Origin of the sequence: Dermacoccus sp. SAI-028, assembly GCF_004346775.1 — a bacterium.
Taxonomy (GTDB): Bacteria; Actinomycetota; Actinomycetes; order Actinomycetales; family Dermatophilaceae; genus Dermacoccus; species Dermacoccus nishinomiyaensis.
Genome location: NZ_SMFS01000001.1, coordinates 2,566,052 through 2,591,432, shown reverse-complemented (window position 1 = coordinate 2,591,432; position 25,381 = coordinate 2,566,052). Strand labels below are relative to the sequence as shown.

Genomic DNA, 25,381 nt, shown 5'->3' with positions numbered 1-25,381 from the left:
GCCATGCCAGATTGCGGCTCTCAACCGGCGAGTCGGGGTCCGAAACTCTGCCATGCGGGATTGCGGCCCTCACGGGTTGGGCGTGCGACGGCGGTGACGCGGCTGGCAGCGCGGGCACCAGAACAGGTTGCGGCCCGCGAACTCCTCGTGTGCCACGGGCGTGCCGCAGACGAGGCACGGTTGCCCCGCGCGTCGATAGACGTAGACCTCGCCGCCGTGCTTGTCGACGCGCGGATCACGCCCCATGGTCTCGGGCGAGTGTTCGTCGCGGACGGTGTCGATGCGGCCGTCGCGTACCCCGAGCGGCATGAGCGCGATGAGGTCCGCCCAGATCGCGTCGAACTCGGTGCGGCGCAAGAACTTCCCCGGCATCTTCGGGTCGAGGCCGTGGCGGAAGAGCACCTCGGCTCGGTAGATGTTGCCGACGCCGTTGAACACCTTCTGGTCCATGAGCAGCGCAGCGATCGGCGTCGACGTGCGGCGGATCCGCACCCACGCGACGTCAGGGTCGGCGTCCACGCGCAACGGGTCGGGCCCGAGCTTGCCGACGATCGCCGCCACCTCGTCCGGCGTCTTGAGCGCGCAGACGTTGGGGCCACGCAGATCCATGACCACACTGCCGCGCGCATCACCGTCGTCGGACGATGCTCCGAGACGCCACCGGATGGCGCCGGTGATCGGCGCCTCGCCGGGCTCGACACCGTACGTCCAGAAGAACTTTCCGAGCAGACCGAGGTGGATGTTGACGCGCTCGTCGAGCCCTTCGAACGCGACGAGCATGTGCTTGCCGTAGGCCTCGGCGTGATCGAAGGCACGGCCGTCGATGCGCGCTGAGCTTTCGGCGAATCGGCCCTGGGGAGAGGACGATTTGATGATTCGCCCAGCGAAGTTGTCGTTCATCATCCCCGCGATGCGGTGCGTGACGTGGCCCTCGGGCATCGTTCTCCTTCGTCGTGGCGGTGCAGCCGATCGTGTCACGCTCGCAGCGTCAGCGCACTCGCCACGCACCGAGCTGCGGCGGGACGGGGGAGCGTGCCGCGTCGTTGTCGGTGAAAGGGGCGGCCGCCCGCAACATCCGTGCCAGCTCGGCGGCGCGCCGGACGCCCGTCGGCAGGGGCGCACGAGCGGCGGCGCGGGTGACGGCGTCGAGGTCGAGGGCGCTGGCATCGGCCGACGCGGTCAGCACGACGTTGCCGAAGCGCTTGCCCTTGAGCACCTCGTGCGCCCCGACGATGACGGCGTGTGGCAGCACGGCGGTGAACGTCGCGGCGGCGCGTGAGGTCCACGCGAACCCTGGCTCGTCGGCGAGATTGGCGATGAACACGCCACCCGGCTTGAGCACACGCGCGACGTCGGCCGCGAACGTCGGGCTGACGAGCTCGGCCGGCACGCGTCCGTCGGCGAATGCGTCGAGGACGATGACGTCGGCCGAGTCGTCCTTGAGAGCTACGACGCCCGAGGCGCCGTCAGCCGGCCGTACCCGGATGCGATGCGCGCGGGGCAGCGGCAGTTCGCGACGGACGGCGTCGGTGAGGCGGACGTCGGGCTCGAGGACGATCTGCGGCGAACCGGGGCGGGTCGCCTCGACGTAGCGTGCCAGCGTCAGCCCTGCGCCGCCGACGTGCGTGACGCCGAGCAGGGACGGCGCGGGCGGCGTCAGCGCGTCGAGCACGAGCGCGAAGTGCTGGACGTACTCGAACTCCAGCAGCGTCGGATCGTCCGGGTGGACGTGCGACTGTGGGTGCCCGTCGCGCATGACGGTGACACCGCCGCGCTCGTCGGTGATGAACTCGAAGGGGTCGCCGGCGGCGGTCTCAGGGGCAGTCGTGGGGATGCGTCGGCGAGCCATGCGACCAATGTAGGCGGTGCGAATGTGGACGAAGATCGCCGATGGGAACGAGAATCGCGGAAGGGGGACGCCCCTAGGATGGGGCGCATGCCACCTCGTCGCCGCATCGCGCCAGAAGCGGGTCGCGCCGCCGTCCTCGACTGGGCCGCGAACCCCGCTGACACGGCACGACCCACCACCGCCCTCGCCGTGCGCTACACGCTCGAAGAGCTCGGTATCCAGGTGCCCGGCCGCACCGTCGAGGTGCGCGTGCCGCCGTTCGGCGCCGTCCAGTGCATCGAGGGCCCGGTCCACACGCGCGGCACGCCCCCGAACGTCATCGAGACCGACGCCGTCACCTGGCTCGAACTCGCCACCGGCCGCCTGACGTGGGACGCCGCCCGCGCCGAGGGGCGCCTACGCACGTCGGGGCAGCGCGCCGACGTCTCGGCCCAACTGCCGCTCGTCCCAGCCTGACGGGACTCGCAACGTTGCCGGGCCGGCCAGCAGCGCCGGCCGCGGAGGTGGCCGGGGCCCCGCCCGCCCGGGAGACAAAACGGAGCCTGGAGGATGGCGGGTAACTCACAGGTCGGCGGGCAGTTACCTGCCGACGTGTGAGCTACTCGCCATCGGGAGCGTGTGCGGACGCGCGGAGGGTGCCGAAGGGCTCGGTCAGGCGGCCGAGGACGGCGATGGCCGCCCACCTTCGAGGTGAGCGGCCATCGTCAGGAGCCGAGTCGATCAGCGCTGGGCGGGGTCCCAGTGGCGGAACATCGCGGCCTTGGCGGCGTCCACGCTCGTGAACCACACCTCGGCCTCGGTCTGCTCGTAGCTCGGGCTGTCGGGCGTGTGGAACAGCATCGTGTCCGCGTTGCCCTTGATCGTGTACGCCGGCGACGGCGCCGAACCGTCCTCGTTGGGTTCGGCCGAGCCAGGACCGAACGGACCGTCAGCCACCTCGGCAGCCGAGACCTCAGCCGCCGTGGGAGCAGCCTGCAACGGCGAACCGGCGCCCTGCGGCGACTGCCCCGACTCGCTCGATGAAGCCGTGTCGTGAGCCAGCTCGTCGGACGTGAAGTCCTGCAGTGGCTGAGCGGCGTCGTCGGTGCGTCCGTCGGCCTCGACCGCCGTCTGCGAGGCGCTCGCGGCATCCTCGGACGCCGACGGCTGTGCCACCGTCGTCGTGGCGGCGTTCGACGCAGCGCCGGTCGTCGACGTGGACGGGTCGGCGACGGGCTCGCTCACACCGACACCGGCCGACTCCGCAGGCGCTGCGGCCGCGTCGGTCGTCGCCGGAGCGAACTGGTCAAGCTGGTCCAGCGGAAGCGGCTCGGTGCCCCAGTCGTCGCCGCCCGAGGGCTTCGGCGCAGCAGGGGTCGTGGCGGGTGCCGACATGGTGGCGTCCTGCGCTCCCGAGCCCGCGTGCTTGGACTGAGTCTGCGTCGCGGTCGAGTCGGCTTCCGCGGAACGGTCCGACGCGACGGTCGCCGTGTCGTCCGACGAGCGGCCCGACGCCATCGCGGCAGCGGCGGCCGCCCCTCCCGCGACACCGGCCGCAACCGCAGCACCGGACGTGCCGTGGTCGGTGGTGTCAGCGGCCTGTTCGGACGGGCGGGTGGCGGCGTCAGTCGTCGTGTCGTTCGTGCTCGTCGATGCGCCGTGAGTCGACGTCGAGTCCGCCGCCGGGGTGGATGCTGCTTCGGCAGCGGCCTTCTCGCCGTCAGCTTCGGGAGCAGCCGGGGTGCTCGGGGTCGAGTCAGCAGCGGTGGACGCGGCCGCAGGGGCAGCCTTCTCGTCCGTCGCTGCGGGCGCTGCCGGGGCGAGCGAGTCGAGCTGGTCGAGCGGCAGCGGCTCCGTTCCCCAGTCATCGCCACCCGACGACGCCGGTGCGGGTGTCGGGGCCGCGGCAGGTTGGCTCGTCGCCGTGTCCTGGGCCGGCGCGGGGGTCTCGGCCTGGGCCGGATCGCTTGCCGGGGCAGCTGCCTGCGGCTGCGCAACGGGGGCGGGAGCGGAGTCGTCGAGAGCCGGGGGAGCAGCGTCCCAGTCGTCGCCACCGGAGGCGGCGGGTGCGGCTTGCGGTGCCTGGGTGGCTTCGGGTGTCTGTTGCGGCTGCGCGGCCGGAGCCGAGTCGTCGAGTGCGGGCGGCGGGGCGTCCCAGTCGTCACCACCGGAGGTCGCAGGCGTGGCCTGCGGTGTCTGGACGGCTTCCGGGGTCTGCTGCGGTGCGGCAGCCGCCGCGTCATCGAGAACCGGGGGAGCAGCGTCCCAGTCGTCACCACCGGACGCGGCAGGCGCAGCGGCGGCAGGGGCGGAGTCGTCCAGAGCGGGGGCGGGGGCGTCCCAGTCGTCGCCGCCAGATGCGGCGGGCGCGGCGGGCGCAGCCTGAGCCGGCGCGGCCGGGGCAGCGGTCGCGTCGAGAGCCGGAGCGGGGGCATCCCAGTCGTCACCACTCGATGCGGCGGGCGCGGCGGGCGTCTCAGGAGCAGGAGCCGGGGCGGCATCCCAGTCGTCGGCCGCTGCCGACGCAGCGCCACCGGCAGACGCCGCAGCACCGGCCGCGGCAGCCTTCTGGCCGTTGGACGGCGCGTTCTTCGGCGCGGGAGCCTCCGCCTTCGCGGGCGCGTCCTGGGCGGCCGGCTGCTGCTTGGCCGTCTCGTTCTTCGGTGCGCCGGTCTTCACCTCGTCGGCCGTCTTCGCGGCACCCTTCGCAGGCTTCTCCTCGAGTTCGGAGGTGGCCGCGGCCTTCGCGTCAGGCGTCTCGACGCTCTCGTCGACGGAGTCGTCACGGCCGATCTTGTTCTTGCCGTTCACTCCGTGGATGCCGACCGAACCCGGGCGCTTCGGCGCGCCCTTCTTCGGGTCGCGCATGAGCAGGTAGGCGATCAGAGCCAACAGCAGGATGACGTTTTCGAGGATGAACCACTTCACGGTCGCGTCCCATCAGTCGTACGAGCACACATTTCTGTGGCCACCCTACCGCCGAGTCACTTGCGCCGGGCCGGGATTTACCGCGTCGTGATGCGCCCGCGGGCGTTGCTACCGTGGTGGGGTGAGCACGCCTGAACCCCGCACCGAAACCGCCGAGCGCGACGAGAGCCGCCACGACACCCGTGACGACGCCCGCCGGGCGTCCGAGGCGCCACGCCCGGCCCATGACGAGGCGCGCGCTGACGAACGTCCGGCCATGAACCGCGACGGCCTGCCCCTCGCTCGCGTGCGTCGTGCGCCCCGCGTCATGCCGTTCCTGCTGACGGGCGCCGTCATCGGAGCCCTCGCGGGCCTCTTCGTCTCCCTCGACGGCGGTGACGGCGGCAACTACACGGCGTCGTCATCGACCGGTTATCTCGTCGTCCTGTTCGGTGCCCTCGGCACGCTGCTCGGCGGCCTCGCCTTCGTCGTCGCCGACCGTCGTTCCTGACGCCCGTACGCGTCCTGCGCCCCGGCGCCCGGCTGCTCGCACGATGCACGCTGCGGCTCAGGTCGTGAAAGACTGATGTCTGTGGCACGCGGCGACGGCAAACTCTCACACGACATCCTTCCCGGCGAGAAGGGCCCCCAGGACGCATGTGGCGTCTTCGGGGTCTGGGCGCCGGGTGAAGAGGTCGCGAAACTCACCTACTACGGCCTGTACGCGCTGCAGCACCGCGGCCAGGAGTCGGCAGGTATCGCGACGAGCGACGGCAAGAGCCTGCTCGTCTACAAGGACATGGGCCTCGTCTCCCAGGTGTTCGACGAGACGAGCCTCGCCTCCCTGCGCGGCCACCTCGCGATCGGCCACTGCCGGTACTCGACGACGGGTGGTTCCACCTGGGAGAACGCGCAGCCGACGCTCGGTGACACCGAGGCGGGCACGGTGGCGCTCGCGCACAACGGCAACCTCATCAACTCCGCCGAGCTGCGCGAGAAGCTCGAGGAGATCCACGGCGAGCTCGGCAACACGCTCGGCGAGCTGCGTCGCGGCAACACCACCGACACCGCGCTCGTGACGGCGCTGCTCGGCGCTCAGTTCGACACGAGCCTCGAGAAGACGGCCCTCGCCCTGCTGCCTCACCTGCGGGGGGCGTTCTGCTTCGTCTTCATGGACGAGAACACGCTCTACGCCGCGCGTGACCCGCAGGGCATCCGCCCGCTCGTCATCGGCCGCCTGGAGCGCGGTTGGGTCGTGGCGAGCGAGACGGCGGCGCTCGACATCGTCGGCGCCAGCTACGTGCGCGAGGTCGCGCCGGGCGAGATGATCGCCATCGACGCGGACGGTCTGCGCTCGACGACGTTCGCCGAGCCCGAGCCGAAGGGCTGCGTCTTCGAGTACGTCTACCTCGCCCGTCCCGACACGACGATCGCCGGCCGCGAGGTCTACGAGAGCCGCGTCGAGATGGGCCGTCAGCTCGCGCGTGAGTTCCCCGTCGACGCTGACATGGTCATGCCGACGCCGGAATCCGGGACGCCCGCCGCGATCGGGTACGCCGAGGAGTCCGGGATTCCGTACGGCATGGGCCTGGTGAAGAACGCCTACGTCGGGCGGACGTTCATCGCGCCGAGCCAGACGATCCGCCAGCTCGGCATCCGCCTCAAGCTCAATCCGCTCAAGCCCGTCATCAAGGGCAAGCGCCTCGTCGTCATCGACGACTCGATCGTGCGCGGCAACACCCAGCGCGCCCTCGTGCGGATGCTGCGCGAGGCCGGCGCGGCCGAGGTGCACGTGCGCATCTCGAGCCCGCCCGTGCGCTGGCCGTGCTTCTACGGCATCGATTTCGCGACGCGCGCCGAACTCATCGCCAACGGCCTCGTCGTCGACGAGATCGCGACGTCTCTCGGTGCCGACTCGCTCGGTTACATCAGCGAGGACGGCATGATCGCCGCCACCGGGCAGCCCCGCGAGAACCTGTGCACCGCCTGCTTCACGGGCCGTTACCCCGTCGAGCTGCCCGCTGAGGATCGCCTCGGCAAGGGCCTGCTCGAGCTGCAGCTGCCTGTCGAGTTCGGCGGCGTCGATCCGACGACGGTCGGCACGGCCGACCTCGGCCAGGACGAGTCGATCGACCTCGCCCGCACCAACCCCGACGGCGTCTCGCCCGCCGGGGGCGCCGCCGTCAGCCCGGCCCGTCGGCACACGTCGAACTGACCGACGCCTCTCGATCCTCCCGCGCCGCCGCAGCCCTGACGGCGGCGCCGCGCCCGCACCGTGACCTCGCACCTCGAAGGACGACGATGACCCAGCACAACGAACCCATCACCTACGCAGGCGCCGGCGTCGACGTCGAGGCCGGCGACAAGGCCGTCGAACTGATGAAGGCCTCCGTCAAGCAGGCCCAGCGCCCCGAGGTGCTCGGCGGCCTCGGCGGGTTCGCGGGGCTGTTCGACGCCTCCGTCCTCGCGCGCATGGAGCACCCGATCCTCGCGACGTCGACGGACGGCGTCGGCACGAAGGTCGCGATCGCGCAGGCGCTCGACACGCACGACACGATCGGGTTCGACCTCGTCGGCATGGTCGTCGACGACATCGTCGTGTGCGGCGCGGAGCCGCTCTACATGACCGACTACATCGCGACCGGCAAGGTCGTGCCCGAGCGCATCGCGGCCATCGTCAAGGGCATCGCCGCCGCGTGCCGTCAGGCGAACGTCGCCCTCATCGGTGGGGAGACGGCCGAGCACCCGGGCCTGCTCGCCGCGGACGAGTACGACGTCGCGGGCGCCGCGACGGGCGTCGTCGACAAGGCCAATCTCATCCTTCCCGAGTCGGTGCGCGAAGGTGACGTCGTCCTCGGCCTCGCCGCGAGCGGCCTGCACAGCAACGGCTACTCGCTCGTGCGCAAGGTCTACGCGAGCGCCGGGTGGGGCTACGACAAGCACGTCGAGGAGTTCGGTCGCACGCTGGGGGAGGAGCTGCTCGAACCGACGCGGGTCTACGCTGCTGACCTGCTGCGCCTCATCCGCACCGACGGCGTCGACATCCACGCACTGTCCCACGTCACAGGCGGGGGCCTGGCGGCGAACGTCGCCCGCGTCCTGCCCAAGGGCATGGGCGCGCGCATCGAGCGTTCGACGTGGACGCCGCCGGCCGTCTTCGACGTCACCCAGCGCGTCGGCAACGTGCCCCAGGACGACATCGAACGCACCCTCAACATGGGCGTCGGCTTCGTCGCCGTGCTGCCCGCCGAGCAGGCCGCGACGGCCATCGAGGTGTGCGCCGAACTCGACCTGCCCGCATGGCGCATGGGCGATATCGCACGCACCGAGAACCTCGACGCCGCAGAGGCAGAGATCATCTCCGGCGCCAAGGGCGTCGACGCCGGCGCCTGCCAGATCGTGGGCAGCTACGCCTGACGCGTGAGCACGGGCGCTCGAGCCCCTCGAGCTCGGCGGCGGCCCACGCAGAAGTCAGCACGACGAGAGCCTCCGTCCCGATGGGATGGAGGCTCTCGTTCACGTCAACTCAAGAAAAAGCGGGTTGCGCGCTCGTCGTGGTCAGTCGTCGTCCGAGGCCCACTTGGAGTAGCGGTCATACTCGTCGCCCTCGTCGTCGGCTTGCGCCTGACGCGTTTCGTTCGCGCTGCGCGAGGCACGGAGCTCTCGCTCCAACGCGCTGAGGTCGGTGTCCGGCGAGAAGTACTTGAGCTCGCGTGCAACCTTGGTCTGCTTGGCTTTGGCCCGGCCGCGCCCCATGGCGAGACCCCCTCTGTCGTGTTGCCAGGGCGGCCATCATCACCCCGCACGCGGGCGTGCGGACGTCAGGCGGAGGGCCCTGGGGATCCTAAGTTTCTGTCGTGGGGGTAACGCTACCTCAGGTGCGTTGATTTCCGCCCATCGACGCGGATCACCGGGCACCTCGCGCGGCCATGAGTGACCGGTCTCACTCCGTGTGGGTGGTGGCCAAGCCTGGATCGTCGACGACACGCCGTCGGGCGACGACGAACGCCCCCGCGAGGGCGAGCGCGCCGAGGCCGAAACCACCCAGGACGAGGGCAGGTTCGTTGTCGCCGGGCTCGTCGACCGTCGGCGTCGTCGGCCCCTTGACGGTGCTCGGGGAGGCCGTGGCGGTCTGCACGGTCAACTCCTGAGCTCCCTCGGACGCCCCGGCGGTGCTGCTCGAGCTCACACCCGGGCTGCGCGTGATGGCGGCGGCGGGTGAGGACGACCCCGCGGCGACGGCGAGCACGCAGGCACCACCGACGACGAGGGTGCGAGCGGATGCGGGCAGATGGCGCGACGTCATGCCCCCATTCTGACGCCCGCGCGACGGGGGCGCCACGTTCCGCGTCGTCGTTTCGCATCATCGCGCCCGGTATCGTCGCCGGACATGACGACGTCTCGGTTCACCACCCTCGCAGGCCCGGCCATCGCCGAGATCGAGGTGAAGCGCTCGCGGTTCCTGTGTGAACTGACGCCGGTGGGCGCGGGTGACGACGAAGCGTCGGAGGTGGCCGCACGGGCCGTCGTCGAGGCCGCTCGTAAGCAGCACTGGGACGCGCGTCATCACTGCAGCGCGTTCGTGCTCGGCCCCCAGCGTCAGGTGCGGCGCAGCAACGACGACGGCGAGCCGTCGGGCACGGCGGGCGCGCCGATGCTGGAGGCGCTCGTCGCCTCGGGTCTGAGCGACGTCGTCGCCGTCGTGACGCGCTGGTTCGGCGGCACGCTGCTCGGCGCCGGAGGGCTCGTGCGGGCCTACGGCGACGTCGTGCGCGCCGCGCTGGCCGAGGCCCGCGTCGTCACGTACGAGTGTCGCCTCGTCATGGCGGCCGACGTCGGCATCGCCGACGTCGGCCGCGTCGAGAACGCCCTGCGAGCCGCCGGGCGGCACGTCGAGGGCGTCGACTACGCCCAAGGCGCGGCCTCAGGAACGGCGCGCCTGGTGCTCGCCGTCACGGAGGCCGACCGCGCAGCGCTCGAGAGCGAGCTCGCGAGCCTGACGGGCGGTTCGGCCGACCTCGACGAGTGTGGGCAGCGCTGGGTCTCACTCGCCGACCAGCCTGGGTGAGGCGTCAGCCGGCCGGACCTTCGCGCGTCTTCGGGGCGCACCGGCCGCCACCCATCAGCGACACCACACCTGCCCCGGTACTTCTGCCGCGCCACGGCGCGTCTCCCGCGCCCTGAGACGGGGTTGGCGCGTGGGCGTGCGAACCCCCAGAGTGGCTCCATGAGTGAACCGAAGACCTTGACCCCCGACGAAACATACGCACTCGACCGGGCCCACGTCTTCCATTCGTGGTCGGCGCAGGCCGCGCTGAAGCCGATGGTCGTGACGAAGACGTCCGGCTCCCGCCTGTGGGACGGCGACGGCAACGAGTACCTCGACTTCACCGGCCAGCTCGTCTACACGAACGTCGGCCACCAGCACCCGCGCGTCGTCGAGGCGATCAAGACGCAGGCCGAGACGCTGTGCACGATCGGGCCGAGCAACGCCAACGACCAGCGTTCGCAGCTGGCGAAGATGATCAGCGACCTGCTGCCCGACACGCTCAACAAGGTGTTCTTCACCAACGGTGGTACCGAGGCGAACGAGCACGCCGTCCGCATGGCGCGCGAGGTGACGGGCCGTCGCAAGCTGCTCGCCGCCTACCGCAGCTACCACGGCGCGACGGCGCAGTCGATCCACCTCACCGGTGAGGCGCGCCGCTTCGCCAACGACAAGGGTGCGAGCGAGGTCGTCCACTTCTACGGTCCGTTCCTCTACCGCAGCGAGTTCTGGGCGACGAGCGAGGACGAGGAGTGCGAGCGTGCGCTGACGCACCTCGAGCACACCATCACCTCCGAGGGCGCCGACGCGTTCGCCGCTCTCATCCTCGAGCCCGTCATCGGTTCGGCCGGCATCATCCCGCCGCCGCCGGGCTACCTCGAGGGCGTCCGCGAGCTCTGCACGAAGTACGGCATCATCTTCATCGCCGACGAGGTCATGGCCGGCTTCGGCCGCACCGGTGCCTGGTTCGCGCACCAGCACGCAAATGTCGTGCCCGACCTCATCACGTTCGCCAAGGGCGTCAACTCGGGGTACGTGCCGCTCGGCGGTGTCGTGCTGAGCGACGAGATCGCCCACCACTTCGACGAGCGCGCCTACCCCGGCGGCCTCACCTACTCCGGCCACCCGCTCGCGTGCGCGGCGGGCGTCGCGACGATCGCCGCGATGCAGGACGAGGGCATCGTCGAGAACGCCGCCCGCATCGGTTCCGACGTGCTCGGCCCCGGCCTGCAGGCGCTCGCCGAGAAGCACGACGCGGTCGGCCAGGCGCGTGGCGTCGGGGTGTTCTGGGCGCTCGAACTCGTCGAGGACGCCGCGCGCACGCCCGACGTCGAGCGCGCCGCCGCCGTCGCGGCCGCGTGCAAGAAGACCGGCCTGCTCGTCATCGCCGCCGCGAACCGGCTGCACGTCGTGCCGCCGTGCAACGTCAGCGACGACGACGTCCGTGCGGCCCTGACGATCCTCGACGAGGCGCTCTCCGCGAGCTGACGACGACGCGCCGTCGGTGGGTGGTCGGCCGTTGCGACGCTGCCGAACGAGGCAGCGTCGCACCCGGTGCAACGTCGGGGGTGCCGCGGCGTGGAACGCGCCTCGAACCGGGAGGCATATCGAACCGGGAGGCATGCAGAACACGAGAAAGCCCCCGAGACGAATCTCGGGGGCTTTCTCGGTGGAGCGTGGCCAGAGACGGGGTCGAACCGCCGACCTAGCGATTTTCAGTCGCTCGCTCTACCAACTGAGCTATCTGGCCCTTGGGAAAGGGATGGCGACCCCGACGGGACTCGAACCCGCGACCTCCGCCGTGACAAGGCGGCGCGCTAACCAACTGCGCTACGGGGCCTCGTGAAAGGCCGATCTGTGCGTGGTATCCCCAACGGGATTCGAACCCGTGCCGCTGCCGTGAAAGGGCAGTGTCCTAGGCCGCTAGACGATGGGGACTACACAAATCATTCCCGCGAGCCGCTCACCTTCCGGTGTTTGCCCCGCTGGAACTTGCGTAACTTTAGTACACGTTCGCCGGGCAACGCAAAACGCCCGGAATGGCGGGGATTCCGGCGGCATGGCGTGCGGTGCGCTGCCCGGCCCGGGCGGCGTCGAGGCGCTTCTCAGGCGATCTCCTTGCGCGCGAACGTACGCACCCGCTCGACGTCCCACGTCGTGATGACGCGCTCGAGCGGCACGCCGAGCTCCTCGATGCGGGCCGCGCCGTACTGGAGGAAGTCGAGCTGGCCGGGCGCGTGCGCGTCGGCGTCGAGGGAGAAGTAGCAGCCGGCGTCGATCGCCTCGCGGATGAGATCGTCGGGCGGGTCGCAGCGTTCGGGGCGCGCATTGATCTCGACGGCGACGCGGTGCTCGGCGCATGCAGCGAACACGGCCTTGGAATCGAACGTCGACGGTGGGCGGACGCCGCGTTCGCCGTCGACGAGGCGGCCGGTGCAGTGCCCGAGGATCGTCGTGTGGGGGTTCTCGATGGCGCCGAGCATGCGTTTCGTCATGGCGGCCGGGCCCGAACGCAGCTTGGAGTGAACCGACGCGACCCGCACGTCGAGGCGGTCGAGCATGTCGGCGCGCTGGTCGAGGGAGCCGTCCTCCTTGATGTCTACCTCGATGCCCTTGAGCAGGACGAACGGGGTGCCCGTCGCCCCGAGGGCCGAGTTCATCGCGTCGATGACGCCGAGCTGCTTCGTCAGCCGCTCGGCACTCAGCCCGTTGGCGACGCGCAGCGAGGGGGAGTGGTCGGTCTGCACGATGTACTCGCGCCCGAGGGAGATCGCTGCCATGACCATCTCGTCGATCGGTGAGCCGCCGTCGCTCCAGTCGGAGTGGGTGTGGCAGTCGCCCTTGACGGCGGCCATGACGCGCTGCGCGCCCTCGACGAGGTGCTCGGGGCTCGATTCCTCCAGCTGGTCGAGGTAGCTCGGGACGCGGCCGTCGAGTGCCTCGGTGATGACGGCGAGCGTCGTCTTGCCGATGCCGGAGACGTCCGCGAGGGAGCCGTCGGCGGCCTTCGCGCGCAACGTCTCCTCGTCGAGCGCGGCAATCGCGCGCGAGGCGCCACGGAACGCCTTGACGCGGTATGTACCCGCACGGCGACGTTCGAGCAGGAAGGCGATGCGGTCGAGCGCTTCGCGAGGCGTGGGAGCACCGGTCATGTGGTCACTGTACGAACATCGCCCGGACTTGCCCAGGGCCTCCGCCTTGCCCAAGGATCCTGATTTGCCCAGAGGTTAGGAGCCTTAGTTTGGATTTGGCTCGTCTGCGTGGCCTCGGTGTCGTTCCTTCGTGGGTGTCACTGGAAATGGCCGATCAGGATCGCAGCGAGGTGCCCTGCGGCGCCGAGGAGCCCCGACGAGACGAGGACATCGTGACGAACACCGAAGCAGCGCCGGCCTGCCCGCGGCGAACGCCCACCCACGTGAGAGTCGAGCAGACCGAGCGGCTGACCCGCGACCTCGTGCGCGTCCACTTCAGCGGGGACGGGCTGCGCGCCCTCGAGCCGAAACCGGTGACGGACGCCTACGTCAAGCTGCTCTTCCCGCCGCGCGGGGCCGACTACGCAGCGCCGTTCGACCCCGAACAGATCCGCGCCGAGCGGCCTCGTGAGGAATGGCCGGTGACGCGCACCTACACGATCCGGGCGATCGACCACGCGGCCGGAACGATGGCGATCGACTTCGTCGTGCACGGTGACGCCGGCCTCGCGGGGCCCTGGGCGGCTGCGGCGCGAGCGGGCGACGTCATCGGCTTCCTCGGCCCCGGCGGCGCGTGGGCGCCCGAGTCGGAGGCCGCTCATCACCTCTTCGTCGGCGACGAATCGGCCTACCCCGCGATCGCCGCGGCGCTCGATGCGCTGCCGCAGGACGCCGCGTGCACCGTCGTGCTCGAGGTGGCCGACGCGAGCGTGCACCCTCCGGTGCGCGCACTGGCGCACATGAACCTCGTCTGGGTGCACCGGGACGAGACGCGCAGCCACGGCGGCGGGCTCGTCGACGTCGTCGCCGCAGCCGACGTGCCGGGTCTGCGCGACGGTGATGCCCCCGACGGGCTGCGCGTGTTCGTGCACGGCAACGCCGAGATGATCAAAGAGATGCGCCGGTTGCTCATCGTCGAGAAGAGCGTCGCTCGTGCGCACGCGTCGATCTCCGGATACTGGCGCCCCGGCCATGACGAGGACGCGTGGCAGTCGAGCAAGCGCGAGTTCGTGCAGCAGATGGAGCAGGAACAAGACCGCGCCTGACCCCCGCGCCTCGCCCCCTGTGCCCATCCGCGATTCTCGTCCCCAACGGCGAACGGCGTCCCCATCGGCGATTTTCGTCCGCATTCGTCGAGGTCACGCTGATGGCCGGGCGCTCGCCCCCGCGTCACTGATCGCCTCGGCGCGATCGACGCCGAGGTCCGCGACGACAACGACGTCGAACGCGGCGCGCGGTCGCGGCGAAACGCGAGACAATGCCGCGGTGAAGTCCTGGTTGCTCCTGCTGCTCGTCGTCGCTGCTGCGGCCTTCGTCCTGCTGACGCGTCGTTCGGTGCGGACGTCCGTCGTCACGTGGATGGCGGCGCGGCTCGGCCCCGACGCGCGCAGCGGCCGGCGGGCCGCGCTGCTGTGGCACGGTTCGGCGTTCCTCGCCGCCGTCGCAACACTGACGGGCGCCTGGTTCGGTGTGCGCGCCGGGGGAGCGGCGCGCTGGGTCGGGGATGCGGCGGCGATCGCGGTCGTCCTCGGCTACCTGCCGTTCACGTCGCTGGGCGCGCCGAAGATGACGCGGTGGCAGAAGAGCTTCGGGCAGCACCTCGCCGAAGCGGGTGCCGCCCGAAGTGCCGCGACGGCCTGTGCCGACGTCGCGCGTGTGTTCTCAGTGGTCGGTGTGCTCGTCGCTCTCGCGGCGCTCGTCGTCGTCGCCGGCCGCGGGGCGTGAGGTGTTCGCGGACTCGATCTGACCGGCCGGCGCAGACGCCTTCTGCTTCGTGCCGAGCGGGTCGCTGAGCGTCGACTCGAGCGTCTCCTTCGGCAGCGCCTTCTCCTGCAGACGGGCCGTGGACGCCTGGATCTGCTTCGTCACGTACGGCCCGACGAGGCTGATCGCCGCAGCTCCGACAGCCATCCACAGACGCGGGTGGCGCACGCCGCGCTTGAGCAGCATTTTCTCGACGTTCTTGTCGATGCGCAGCGCGAGCCCGGACGTCACGAGGCCCATGCCGGCCGTCGCGGCGGCGGCCAGGTCGCTCATCGACGACGACGTGGCGCGCCCGTCGACGACGTTGATCGCCTTGTTCGAGTCGGCCAGGCGCGAGCTCGCGGGGCGGCGCTCGCCCGCCATCGCCATGCCGACGCTCGTCAGCGTCGACGACATCGCGACGCCGCGTCGCACCCAGCGCGGGAAGCGCGCGGGACGCACCAGCGTCGTGGCGGCCGCCGTCGCGGCGGAGATGGCGGCCTGCGCGGCCGGGGAGTCGAGAGCGGGAAGCGTGAAACGAGGCATGACCTCAGCCTAACGAGAGGCGCTGGCGCGGCACCACCACGTCAGCGACGTCGGCTGGTCACACCTGCGCAGCGCGCGCTTGCGCGCGCCGCAACAAACCGCGCGTCGCGACGGCGAGGACGAGGGCGACGCTCGTCGCCGTGAGCGTGACGGCGAACGCGGCCGTCGCGCCGTGGGCGTCGACGAGGCGTCCGGCGATGCCCGCTCCGCTGGCGTAGCCGAGGCCTGTCGCGCCGGCGAGGAACGTCATGGCCGTCGCGAGGCGCCCGCGATCGGTGATGAGTTCGCCGAGCGTGAACGTCGTGATCATGTACGGCGCGATCGCGAAGCCGAGGATGACGAGCTCACCTGCGAGCCCCCACAGCCCGTCGACGGCGAGCAACGGCAGCGACAGCACCCACATGGCCGTCGCGAAGAGGAGCAGCCGGCGCGCGTGATCCGGGGTGCGGCGCACGCGGCCCAACGCGAGGCCGGCGCTGACGGAACCGATGCCGAGCAGCGCGTGGAACAACCCGGCGCTCTCGGCGTGGCCGGCGGCGCGCGTCATCATCGTCGTACCGGTCTGGATCGAGCCGAACAGGTTGCCGATGAGGAACTGCGCGACGAACAGGACGGTGAACGCGGCGCTCCACACAGGTATACGCGACGAGCCCGTCGGGGCCGGCGTGACCAGTGAGGCGCTGGGGTGACGTGCGAACTGCAGACCGAACCACAGCAGCAGCGCCGAGGCGGCGAGCAGCGGCGCCCACGTCCCGAACAAGGCCGCGAACGCGCCGACGAGCATCGGGCCGACGACGAACGACGCCTCGTCCGCGGCTCCCTCGTAGGAGAATGCGGTCGTGACGAGCCGCCCATCGGCGCCGTGCGATCCGATGATAGGACGCCAGCGCACGCGGGCGAGCTGACCGATCTGCGGCAGCGCGAACCCGGCGAGCGCCGCGACGATGGCCGTCAGCCACCAGGGCGTATCGAAGTAGCGGGTGGCGACGACACCGACGAGGCCCGCCGCGCCGCCGAGGCACTGCACGAGAAGGATGCGCGTCTGGCCGAGCCGGTCGGTGAGGGAACCGAACCAGGGCGAACCGATGGCGTTGCACACCGCCAGCGCTCCCGCGCAGATGCCGGCGTAGGTGTAGGAGTCGGTCGTCGTCGCGACGAGCAGCAGCGTGCCGAGTTGCGACATGGCCAGTGGCAGGCGCGCGATGAACGCGACGACGACGTACCAACGGCCCGTGAGCCCGAACAACCCTGAATACCCGACGTGACTCACCCGCCCATGCTACCGGCGCCGTGAGGGCGCCGAAACCGCCGACAACCGCGACCTGACGGGGTTGTCGGTCCTGGCGCACCTAGGCTGAGCACGTGCTCGTCTCACTCGTGCGTCAGTCGCTGGCGCCCCATGGTCGGTTGCTGCTCGGGCTCGTCGCCGCGCAACTCGTCAGCGTCGCCGCGTCGCTGTATCTGCCGAACCTCAACGCCGACATCGTCGACCACGGCGTCGTACGCGCCGACACCGGTTACATCTGGCGCACCGGCGGCTGGATGCTGCTCGTCAGCGTTGTCCAGGTGTGCGCCGCGATCTGCGCGGCCTGGTTCTCGGCCCGCATCGCGATGAACGCCGGACGCGACATGCGGGCCCGCGTCTTCGGCGCCGTCCAGCGCTTCAGCTCGCGCGAGGTCGCCGAGTTCGGCGCGCCGTCGCTCATCACGCGCTCGACGAACGACGTGCAGCAGGTGCAGATGCTCGTTCTCATGGGCGCCAACCTCATGGTGACGGCGCCGATCATGATGGTGGGCGGCGTCATGATGGCGCTGCACCAGGACGTCGGGTTGTCGTGGCTCATGGTCGTCGCCGTGCCGGTGCTGGCCGTCGCGATCGGTCTCATCGTCTCGCGCATGGTGCCCGGGTTCCGCACGGTTCAGGAGCGGCTCGACGGCGTCAACCGGGTCATGCGCGAGCACCTGTCGGGCATCCGCGTCGTGCGTGCGTTCGTCCGGGAACCGCACGAGTTGCAGCGTTTCGGCGCCGCCAACTCGGCGCTCGCGAACGCGCAGATCCGCGTCGGCAACCTCATGGCCTTCATGTTTCCGACGGTGTTCCTCGTCATGAACCTCTCGACGGTCGCCGTCTGGTGGTTCGGCGGCCACCGCGTCGGTGACGGCGACCTGCAGATCGGCGCGCTGTCGGCGTACATGAGCTATCTCATGCAGATCCTCATGGCCATCATGATGGCCACGTTCATGCTCGTCATGATTCCGCGTGCCGCAGTGGCTGCCGAGCGCATCACGGCGGTACTGGACACGCGCTCGAGCGTGGTCGAGCCTGCGTCACCGATCCTGCCCGACGGTGGGGTGCGCGGCGTCGTCGAACTCGAGCACGCCGAGATGCGCTATCCGGGCGCCGACGAACCTGTCGTGCGCGACCTGTCGTTCACCGCCCGCCCCGGCCAACGCGTCGCGCTCATCGGCTCGACCGGTTCGGGCAAGTCGACGGTGCTCGGCCTCGTCGCGCGACTGTTCGACGTGTCGGCCGGCGCGGTGCGCATCGACGGCGTCGACGTGCGCGAACTCGACCCGCAGGCGCTGTGGGGCAGCATCGGCCTCGTCCCGCAGCACGCCTATCTGTTCTCCGGCACCGTCGCGTCGAACCTTCGCTACGGCAAACCCGACGCCACCGACGACGAGCTGTGGTCCGCGCTCGAGACGGCACAGGCGCGTGACTTCGTCGAGAGAATGGACGGCGGCCTCGACGCCGTCATCGAGCAGGGCGGTAGCAACGTCTCCGGTGGCCAACGGCAGCGATTGTGCATCGCTCGGGCGCTCGTCGCGAAGCCCCGCATCTACCTGTTCGACGACTCGTTCAGCGCACTCGACCTCGCGACCGACAGGCGGCTGCGTGCCGCGCTCGCGCCGCAGGTGAAGGACGCGACGGTGCTCATCGTCGCCCAGCGCGTCTCGACGATCACGGACGCCGACCTCATCATCGTCCTCGAGGACGGCGCGGCCGTCGGCATGGGCACGCACGAGGAACTGCTCGCCACGTGCGCGCCGTACCGCGAGGTGGTCGATTCGCAGCTCGGACGTCAGGAGGGAGCGGCGTGAGCCGCCGTCAGCCGTCGGGGCCCGCCGCATCGGCCGCATCGCCCGGCTCGGGCACTCGCCCGCCGGGCCCGCCGGCCGGAGGGCCGCGTCGCGGGGGTCATGGCGCGGCGATGGCGCCCGCGGAGAAGTCGCTGAACTTCGGCGCATCCGCGCGCCGCCTCATCGGGCTGCTGAAACCGCATCGGCTGCGCGTCATCGCGGTACTGGCGCTCAGCGTCACGGCCGTCGTCATGAACGTCGTCGCGCCGAAGGTGCTCGGCAAGGCCGTCGACGCAGTGTTCGCGGGCTCGGTGAGCATGCATCTGCCCCTGGGCTCGACGAAGGCACAGGCCGTGGCGGCGCTGCGCGCGTCGGGGCAGTCGAAGATGGCCGACATGGTCGCGGCGATGGACCTCGTACCGGGCGCGGGCATCGACTTCGACCGTGTCGCGACGATCCTGCTCACCGTCGTCGCGCTCTACGTCGTTGCATCGCTGCTGCAGGTCGTGCAGGCGCGTCTGCTCAACACCGTCGTACAACGGACGGTGGAGAAACTGCGCGCCGACGTCGACGCCAAGCTGCAGCGCGTGCCGCTGTCCTATGTCGACTCGCGCCCGCGCGGCGAGCTGCTCTCGCGCGTGACGAACGACATCGACAACGTCGGGCAGTCGATGCAGCAGTCGGCGGGGCAGCTGCTCGTGTCGATCTGCACGGTGCTCGGCGTCGTCGTCATGATGCTGACGGTCTCGTGGCAGCTGACGATCGTCGCACTGCTGACCATTCCCCTCGTCATGCTCGTCGCCGGGCAGATCATGAAGCGTTCGCAGGGGCAGTACGTGGCCCAGTGGGCGCACACGGGCACGCTCAACGGGCAGATCGAGGAGGCGTTCACGGCGCACGAGCTCGTCAAGGTCTTCGGGCGCGGGCCGCAGGTGGAGGCGGCGTTCGCGTCGACGAACGCCTCCTTGACGGAGGTCTCGCGCCGCGCGCAGTTCCTGTCGGGGCTGATGATGCCGATCATGATGTTCGTCGGCAACCTGCAGTACGTCGCGATCTGCGTCATCGGCGGCGTGCGCGTCGCGTCGGGGCAGATGACGCTCGGTGACGTCACCGCGTTCATCCAGTACTCGCGCCAGTTCACGCAGCCCGTCACGCAGATCGCGTCGATGATCAACTTGCTGCAGTCCGGCGTCGCGAGCGCCGAGCGCGTGTTCGAGGTGCTCGACGCGCCGGAGGAGTCGCGCGACGCCCGCGGGCGCGGTGCCGGCGAGAACGCGCACCTGCCGACGCCGCTGCGCGGAGAGGTCGTCTTCGATGACGTGCGCTTCGGTTACGACCCTGACGCGTCGCTCATCACGGGCCTCGACCTGCGGATCGAGCCCGGCCAGACGGTCGCCATCGTCGGGCCGACGGGTGCGGGCAAGACGACGCTCGTCAACCTCGTCATGCGCTTCTACGACGTCGATGCGGGTCGCATCCTCGTCGACGGGGTCGACGTGCGTGACGTGCCACGCGAGGAGTTGCGCTCCCACTTCGGGATGGTGCTGCAGGACAGTTGGCTGTTCCGCGGCACGATCGCCGACAACCTGCGCTACGGGCGGCTCGACGCGAGCGACGACGAACTGCTCGAAGCCGCTCGCGCGACGTTCGTCGACCGGTTCGTGCACTCACTGCCCGACGGCTATGACACGATCATCGACGACGAGGGCGGCTCCATCTCGACGGGTGAGCGTCAGCTCATCACCATCGCGCGCGCCTTCCTCGCGCGGCCCGACATCCTCATCCTCGACGAGGCGACGTCATCGGTCGACACGCGCACGGAGGCGACGCTCCAGCAGGCAATGGCGGCGCTGCGTCAGGATCGCACGAGCTTCGTCATCGCCCACCGACTGTCGACGATCCGTGACGCCGACATCATTCTCGTCATGGAGAACGGCGGCATCGTCGAACAGGGCTCGCACGACGATCTGCTCGCCGCGCGCGGCGCCTACTGGCGGTTGTACGAGGCACAGTTCGCCGGGGCGGCGCAGACCGACACGGACGAGGGGAAGGCAGCGGACGTGCGACCGGCCTGACGGGAGCCGGATGATTCCGGCGTCGTCGTCCGCATGCTTCGGCCGGGAAGACCGCCCCGACGTTCTCGAGGGCCGGGGCGGTCGACGGCATCTCAGCCCCGGGCGTGCTCCCACGCGCCGCGCGTGTACTGCGCCGGATACGGCGTCTCGCGCCATGTCAGACCCAGTTCGGCGGCGGCGCGCAGCGGCCAATACGGCTCGCGCAGGCCTGCTCGTCCGATGAGGACGACGTCGGCGTCGCCCTCGGTGAGGATCGCCTCGGCCTGCGCGGGCTCCGTGATGAGTCCCACGGCTCCGGTCGCAATATCGGCGCCGCGCCGGATCTCGGACGCGAAACGCACCTGGTAGTTGGGCCCGACGGGGATGTCGGCGGGCACGTTGCCGCCGGTGCTCGTGTCGACGAGGTCGACGCCGACGGACTTCAGCTCGCGAGCGAGGCGGACGGTCTCGTCGATGTTCCAGCCCGTCTCGGCCCAATCGGTGGCCGAGACCCGCACGAAGAGCGGCTTCGCCTCCGGCCAGGCCGCGCGCACCTCGGTCGCGATGCGCAGCAGCAGACGGGCGCGGTTCTCGAAGGAGCCGCCGTACTCGTCGTCACGGCGGTTGGAGGCAGGGGAGAGGAACTCGTGCAGCAGGTAGCCGTGCGCTGCGTGGAGCTCGACGACGTCGAAACCGGCCTCGTCCGCGCGTCGGGCGGCGTCGACGAAGGCGTCCACGACGTCGTCGATGTCGGCGAGCGTCATGGCGCGGGGCGTTGCGTAACCGTCGAAGGCGACCGCGGACGGGCCGAGAGCCTCCCAACCGCCTGCGTCGACGGGCACGCTGCCGGAGGGCTCACCCGCGAAGGGGCGGTAGGTCGAAGCCTTGCGTCCGGCGTGCGCGAGCTGGACTCCGATCTTCGCGCCGTTCGCGTGGACGGCGTCGACGACGCGGCGCCATGCGGCCACCTGGTCGTGGTTCCACAGGCCGGCGTCCTGGGGGCTGATGCGCCCCTCGGGCGCGACGGCGGTGGCCTCCGTCAGCACGAGCCCGAAACCACCGACGGCGCGCGTCGCGTAGTGGACGAAGTGCCACGCGGTCGGGATACCGTCGCACGCCTCGCAGCTGTACTGACACATCGGCGTGAGCCAGATGCGGTTGCGGAATTCGACGTCGCGCAGGGTGAGGGGTTCGAACAGCTGGGGCATGCGGGGGCCTTTCGTCAGGATCGGGCGCGGCCACGGACCGCGCCTCGTGGGGCCCATGCGACAACGGTGGTTAGGGACGCGATATTTCCTCGGCCCGTTGTTCTGGCCGCCAACCGCTCCGTCAGAACGCCGCCGATGCCTCGCCGCGCTTGACGTCGGCGCGCCATCGCGTGAGGAACGCGGCACCGGCGGCGTCGTTCGTCAGCGCCGGATCGGGCGCGACCTCGACGGGGTAGGTGCGCTCGAGCAGGCCGTCGGCGGGGCGAACGTCGCCGTGGCGCACGACGAATCCACGCTCGTGCAGACGATCAGCCATCGCGTAGTCGCTGCGTGAATCGCCGAGGGTGCGCCACTCGCGCGGGGTGATGCCGCGCGCGGCGAGCAGTTCGATCGCCTTGTCGGCACCGACGTTCTTGCCGACCCCGACGTGCTCGATGTCGGTCGAGATGATCGTCGGATCGATGCGGACGGCGATGTCTTCACTGCCGTTGAGCGCTTCTCGCTCACCCCAGACGACGCCGATCTCCTGCTCGGCGAGGTAATCCCAAACCCGCTGATCGAACGCGTGCTGACGTTCGCGGTAGACGTCGAGGTCGATGCCATGGTGCGCCTCGAGGCTCACCATGGCCTTCTTCGTGTCGTCGAAGAACATGGCGTCGTCGAAATCGGGGGCGATACTGCGGCAGTACTCGACGAGCCCCGTCGGAACGCGCAGGGCGTCGTCGACGCGCAGGTCGACGCCCGCGTTGCGCAGGTGCGCGCGCGTCGGGGTGAACCACGTCGCGCCCTTCTCACAGACGGCGATGACGGGCGCGTCGTCGGGTAGTCCGGCGTCGAGCAGCGCGGGCATGACGGTGGCTGCGACGAAGTCGTCGGAGCGACCCGTGTTGAACACGATGGGGACGCCCGCCCGCGCCATCGCGACGAGATCCGTGGCGATCGACGGGATCGCGACGGTGCGCGTCACCGGGCTCGCGATGGGTCCGTCGACGTCGAGGAGGAGGCCGTACAGGGGTTCGCGCAGCTGGCTCGTCATGCTCGAAGTGTCGTCGCGCGCGGGGCCGGTCGCAAGCCGCACCCCCACGCCTCGGTTAAGGATGATTAACTGAAGTCGGCATGGTGTGAGGTGCATCTCACGAAGCGCGATCTGGAGGGTTCATGGACAAGGTGGTGGCCTCGGCCGCGGAAGCGGTCGCCGACATCGGTGACGGTTCGTCGCTCGCCGTCGGAGGGTTCGGGCTGTGCGGCATCCCGAGCGTCCTCATCGCGGCGCTGCACGAGCAGGGCGCGAAGGATCTTGACGTCGTCTCCAACAACTGTGGGGTCGACGACTGGGGTCTCGGCGTGCTGCTGCGCGACGGGCGCCTGCGCACCGTCATCGCGTCGTACGTGGGCGAGAACAAGGAATTCGCGCGCCAGTACCTCGAGGGCGAGCTGGAGGTGCACCTGACGCCGCAGGGCACCCTCGCGGAGAAGTTGCGCGCCGGTGGCGCAGGCATCCCCGCGTTCTACACGGCGACGGGTGTGGGTACGCAGGTCGCCGACGGCGGCATGCCGTGGAAGTACGCGGCCGACGGCTCGGTGGAGAAGGCCTCACCGGCGAAGGAGACGCGCGTCTACGGTGACGGCGACGACGCGAAGCCGTACGTGCTCGAGGAGGCCATCACGACGGACTTCGCACTCGTGCGTGCGGCGAAGGGTGATCGTCACGGCAACCTGGTGTTCAACCTGTCGGCGCGCAACTTCAACCCGCTGTGTGCGATGGCGGGCCGCGTCGTCGTCGCGGAGGTGGAGCAGCTCGTCGAGCCGGGCGACATCCACCCCGACGACGTCCACCTGCCCGGCATCTACGTGCAGCGAGTCGTGGAATTGACGTCCGAACAGGCTGACGACAAGCGGATCGAGAAGCGCACGACCCGCGAGACGGAGGGTGACTGAGATGGATGGGCGACTGTTCGGGGGGCGTGCGTTCGACCGAGAGTGCGAGAAGCGCACGACCCGCGAGACGGAGGGTGACTGAGATGGATGGGCGACTGTTCGGGGGGCGTGCGTTCGACCGAGAGTGCGAGAAGCGCACGACCCGCGAGACGGAGGGTGACTGAGATGGATGGGCGACTGTTCGGGGGGCGTGCGTTCGACCGAGAGTGCGAGAAGCGCACGACCCGCGAGACGGAGGGTGACTGAGATGGATGGGCGACTGTTCGGGGGGCGTGCGTTCGTCCGAGAGTGCGAGAAGCGCACGACCCGCGAGACGGAGGGTGACTGACATGGCCTGGACGCGAGAGCAGATGGCGGCGCGTGCTGCGGCGGAGCTGCAGGACGGCGATTACGTCAACCTGGGCATCGGGTTGCCGACGCTCGTGCCGAACTACGTGGCGGACGACGTCGAACTCGTCCTGCAGTCGGAGAACGGGCTGCTGGGGGTAGGCGCGTATCCGAGCGATGGCGCCGTCGATCCCGACCTCATCAATGCGGGCAAGGAGACGGTGACGCTGCGGCGCGGCGCCTCGACGTTCGACTCGGCGATGTCGTTCGGCATGATCCGGGGCGGCAAGGTCGATGCGGCCATCCTCGGTGCCATGCAGGTGTCGGCGGACGGTGACATCGCGAACTGGATGATCCCGGGCAAGATGGTCAAGGGCATGGGTGGCGCGATGGATCTCGTGCACGGCGCGAAGAAGGTCATCGTCCTCATGGAGCACTGCGCGAAGGACGGATCGCCCAAGATCCTGCCCGCGTGCACCCTGCCGATCACGGGGCTCGGTGTCGTCGAGCGCATCATCACCGACCTCGCCGTCATCGACGTGACGCCCGACGGTCTCGTCGTCACCGAACTCGCACCGGACGTGACGTTCGCCGAGCTCGAGTCGAGGACGGGCGTGCCGCTGACGGCGGCGGCATCGGTGGGCTGAGGCAGCCATTCGGGCGCCGTGGGTGATCGACGGCGATCCGGGCGCGCGGGTGAGCTCGGGGCGTCGTCGGAGACCGATGACACCCCGAGCTCCAGCGCGGCCTCGGGACGACGCGGCGATCGATGGCGACGCGGGGGATGCCCAGTGTGACCTCGGGCGGCCCCGGGGGTGTTCCATAGTGCGACAACGCAGTAGCGTGGCAGTGAGGAAAGGTGGTGCGTCATGGGGACGTGGAACTACGTGGTGAACGAGAAGTTCACCGAGGAGTACGGCGAGGGTTCGCTCAGCCGGTTCGCGGACATGCTCGGCGACGTCGCCGGGCGAGTGCGGCCGGGCGATCGTGACGGCGCGATGGAACTGCTCGACGCAGGCTTCGAGCGTCTGGGCATGAACATGCCGAAGCTCACGCGTGACCAGCTCGCCGAGAACCTGACGATGGCGGAGCACAGCACTATCGTCATCAGCGATGACTCCGGTCGCATCATCGCCGAGCACGCGCTGCCCGGTGCGGTGACCAGCACCGACGAGGAGCGGCGCACGCACGTCGAACCCGAGGACGGCGACCGCCCGGCCTACAGCTGAGCCGCCGCTCGCCCCGTTCGTCGGCACCCGCTCGCAAGGCTCGCCCCGCCCGGTTCGTCGTGGCGCGTCGGGCGGGGCTAGGCTGTCTCGCGCTGCACGGTGGCCGTGCGAGTCGACGATCGTGAGTCGGACGACTCGTCACGATTCTCTTCTGGCGCATCGAGCCCGATGCAAGGATCTGGGTGCCAGGAGCCGAGCAGCAAGGGCCTTTAGCTCAATTGGCAGAGCTGCGGACTTTTAATCCGTAGGTTGTGGGTTCGAGCCCCACAGGGCCCACCACTC

General features: G+C 70.3%; 23 protein-coding genes and 4 tRNA genes. 14 read left to right on the top strand and 13 right to left on the bottom strand.

The genetic code is table 11. From position 1 onward, the window contains the following. Nucleotides 1-69: 69 nt before the first annotated feature. The gene (locus EDC82_RS11785) at nt 70-939 is read right to left on the bottom strand and encodes an Fpg/Nei family DNA glycosylase (protein ID WP_131941646.1); all 870 of its coding nucleotides are present in this window, start codon (nt 937-939) and stop codon (nt 70-72) included. A gap of 49 nt (nt 940-988) precedes the next feature. Beyond that, complete coding sequence (locus tag EDC82_RS11780) at nt 989-1,849, bottom strand: spermidine synthase (protein WP_131941644.1); 861 nt, start codon at nt 1,847-1,849, stop codon at nt 989-991. 87 nt (nt 1,850-1,936) lie between these two features. On the opposite strand from EDC82_RS11780, the gene EDC82_RS11775 reads away from it, so the two are divergent. Then, a complete protein-coding gene (locus EDC82_RS11775) occupies nt 1,937-2,305 on the top strand; it encodes a sterol carrier family protein (RefSeq protein ID WP_115297148.1) in 369 nt (122 codons plus the stop codon). A 264-nt stretch (nt 2,306-2,569) separates the two neighbouring features. On the opposite strand, the gene EDC82_RS11770 is transcribed toward EDC82_RS11775, so the two are convergent. Then, nucleotides 2,570-4,756, bottom strand: coding sequence for a hypothetical protein (locus tag EDC82_RS11770; RefSeq protein WP_131941642.1), 2,187 nt, complete (start codon nt 4,754-4,756; stop codon nt 2,570-2,572). 121 nt (nt 4,757-4,877) lie between these two features. Here EDC82_RS11770 and EDC82_RS11765 point away from each other — a divergent pair, with 121 nt between their 5' ends. From EDC82_RS11765 to purM, 3 genes are all read left to right on the top strand, one after another. After that, nucleotides 4,878-5,246: a hypothetical protein gene (locus EDC82_RS11765; RefSeq protein WP_131941640.1), complete on the top strand. Its 369-nt coding sequence runs from the start codon at nt 4,878-4,880 to the stop codon at nt 5,244-5,246. A gap of 81 nt (nt 5,247-5,327) precedes the next feature. Then, nucleotides 5,328-6,950, top strand: a complete 1,623-nt coding sequence (gene purF, locus EDC82_RS11760; RefSeq protein ID WP_006943258.1) for an amidophosphoribosyltransferase — start codon at nt 5,328-5,330, stop codon at nt 6,948-6,950. Nucleotides 6,951-7,036: 86 nt separating this feature from the next. Next, nucleotides 7,037-8,152 carry a phosphoribosylformylglycinamidine cyclo-ligase gene (purM, locus tag EDC82_RS11755; RefSeq protein WP_131941637.1) on the top strand — a complete coding sequence of 372 codons (1,116 nt, stop codon included), beginning with the start codon at nt 7,037-7,039 and terminating at the stop codon, nt 8,150-8,152. Between the two features lie 141 nt (nt 8,153-8,293). Here the strand turns inward: purM and EDC82_RS11750 are convergent, their stop codons facing one another. Continuing rightward, nucleotides 8,294-8,491 (bottom strand): DUF3073 domain-containing protein, encoded by a 198-nt coding sequence (locus EDC82_RS11750; RefSeq protein ID WP_006943260.1) that lies wholly within the window; start codon nt 8,489-8,491, stop codon nt 8,294-8,296. 187 nt (nt 8,492-8,678) lie between these two features. Next, nucleotides 8,679-9,041 (bottom strand): hypothetical protein, encoded by a 363-nt coding sequence (locus EDC82_RS11745; protein ID WP_115296992.1) that lies wholly within the window; start codon nt 9,039-9,041, stop codon nt 8,679-8,681. Between the two features lie 84 nt (nt 9,042-9,125). Between EDC82_RS11745 and EDC82_RS11740 the strand changes: the two genes are divergently transcribed. Together EDC82_RS11740 and EDC82_RS11735 are read left to right on the top strand one after the other, a co-directional pair. After that, the gene (locus EDC82_RS11740; RefSeq protein WP_131941635.1) at nt 9,126-9,803 is read left to right on the top strand and encodes a YigZ family protein; all 678 of its coding nucleotides are present in this window, start codon (nt 9,126-9,128) and stop codon (nt 9,801-9,803) included. A gap of 159 nt (nt 9,804-9,962) precedes the next feature. Further along, on the top strand, nt 9,963-11,270 hold the full coding sequence (locus EDC82_RS11735; RefSeq protein WP_131941633.1) for an aspartate aminotransferase family protein: 1,308 nt from the start codon (nt 9,963-9,965) through the stop codon (nt 11,268-11,270). A 189-nt stretch (nt 11,271-11,459) separates the two neighbouring features. Here EDC82_RS11735 and EDC82_RS11730 read toward each other — a convergent pair. The 4 genes from EDC82_RS11730 to EDC82_RS11715 form a co-directional block, all read right to left on the bottom strand. After that, nucleotides 11,460-11,532 (bottom strand) — tRNA-Phe (locus EDC82_RS11730). Nucleotides 11,533-11,545: 13 nt separating this feature from the next. Then, a tRNA-Asp gene (locus EDC82_RS11725) sits at nt 11,546-11,622 on the bottom strand. 22 nt (nt 11,623-11,644) lie between these two features. Beyond that, nucleotides 11,645-11,720 (bottom strand) — tRNA-Glu (locus EDC82_RS11720). Between the two features lie 167 nt (nt 11,721-11,887). Next, entirely contained in the window at nt 11,888-12,934 is a 1,047-nt protein-coding gene (locus EDC82_RS11715; RefSeq protein WP_131941631.1) for a PHP domain-containing protein, read from the bottom strand. Between the two features lie 263 nt (nt 12,935-13,197). Between EDC82_RS11715 and EDC82_RS11710 the strand changes: the two genes are divergently transcribed. Continuing rightward, nucleotides 13,198-14,019 carry a siderophore-interacting protein gene (locus tag EDC82_RS11710; protein WP_074041021.1) on the top strand — a complete coding sequence of 274 codons (822 nt, stop codon included), beginning with the start codon at nt 13,198-13,200 and terminating at the stop codon, nt 14,017-14,019. A gap of 220 nt (nt 14,020-14,239) precedes the next feature. Further along, nucleotides 14,240-14,698: a hypothetical protein gene (locus tag EDC82_RS11705; RefSeq protein WP_131941629.1), complete on the top strand. Its 459-nt coding sequence runs from the start codon at nt 14,240-14,242 to the stop codon at nt 14,696-14,698. Here the strand turns inward: EDC82_RS11705 and EDC82_RS11700 are convergent. Together EDC82_RS11700 and EDC82_RS11695 are read right to left on the bottom strand one after the other, a co-directional pair. Further along, a complete protein-coding gene (locus tag EDC82_RS11700) occupies nt 14,636-15,262 on the bottom strand; it encodes a hypothetical protein (protein ID WP_074041014.1) in 627 nt (208 codons plus the stop codon). The genes EDC82_RS11705 and EDC82_RS11700 overlap by 63 nt on opposite strands. Nucleotides 15,263-15,320: 58 nt before the next feature. Continuing rightward, nucleotides 15,321-16,532 (bottom strand): MFS transporter, encoded by a 1,212-nt coding sequence (locus tag EDC82_RS11695; protein ID WP_074041013.1) that lies wholly within the window; start codon nt 16,530-16,532, stop codon nt 15,321-15,323. 92 nt (nt 16,533-16,624) lie between these two features. Between EDC82_RS11695 and EDC82_RS11690 the strand changes: the two genes are divergently transcribed. Further along, nucleotides 16,625-18,364 (top strand): ABC transporter ATP-binding protein, encoded by a 1,740-nt coding sequence (locus EDC82_RS11690; RefSeq protein ID WP_074041012.1) that lies wholly within the window; start codon nt 16,625-16,627, stop codon nt 18,362-18,364. Further along, nucleotides 18,361-20,418, top strand: coding sequence for an ABC transporter ATP-binding protein (locus EDC82_RS11685; protein ID WP_074041011.1), 2,058 nt, complete (start codon nt 18,361-18,363; stop codon nt 20,416-20,418). The genes EDC82_RS11690 and EDC82_RS11685 overlap by 4 nt, the downstream gene beginning before the upstream one ends. 92 nt (nt 20,419-20,510) lie before the next feature. Here EDC82_RS11685 and EDC82_RS11680 read toward each other — a convergent pair whose 3' ends face one another. Beyond that, nucleotides 20,511-21,605 carry an NADH:flavin oxidoreductase/NADH oxidase gene (locus EDC82_RS11680; protein ID WP_074041010.1) on the bottom strand — a complete coding sequence of 365 codons (1,095 nt, stop codon included), beginning with the start codon at nt 21,603-21,605 and terminating at the stop codon, nt 20,511-20,513. Nucleotides 21,606-21,726: 121 nt separating this feature from the next. Beyond that, complete coding sequence (locus EDC82_RS11675) at nt 21,727-22,641, bottom strand: hypothetical protein (protein WP_074041009.1); 915 nt, start codon at nt 22,639-22,641, stop codon at nt 21,727-21,729. A 122-nt stretch (nt 22,642-22,763) separates the two neighbouring features. Between EDC82_RS11675 and EDC82_RS11670 the strand changes: the two genes are divergently transcribed. From EDC82_RS11670 to EDC82_RS11640, 4 genes are all read left to right on the top strand, one after another. Further along, nucleotides 22,764-23,543 (top strand): CoA transferase subunit A, encoded by a 780-nt coding sequence (locus tag EDC82_RS11670; RefSeq protein WP_074041008.1) that lies wholly within the window; start codon nt 22,764-22,766, stop codon nt 23,541-23,543. 329 nt (nt 23,544-23,872) lie between these two features. Further along, nucleotides 23,873-24,517 carry a CoA transferase subunit B gene (locus tag EDC82_RS11650; RefSeq protein ID WP_038569361.1) on the top strand — a complete coding sequence of 215 codons (645 nt, stop codon included), beginning with the start codon at nt 23,873-23,875 and terminating at the stop codon, nt 24,515-24,517. 222 nt (nt 24,518-24,739) lie between these two features. Beyond that, complete coding sequence (locus tag EDC82_RS11645) at nt 24,740-25,099, top strand: hypothetical protein (RefSeq protein ID WP_074041007.1); 360 nt, start codon at nt 24,740-24,742, stop codon at nt 25,097-25,099. A gap of 203 nt (nt 25,100-25,302) precedes the next feature. Next, a tRNA-Lys gene (locus EDC82_RS11640) sits at nt 25,303-25,378 on the top strand. The last annotated feature ends 3 nt before the right edge of the window (nt 25,379-25,381 follow it).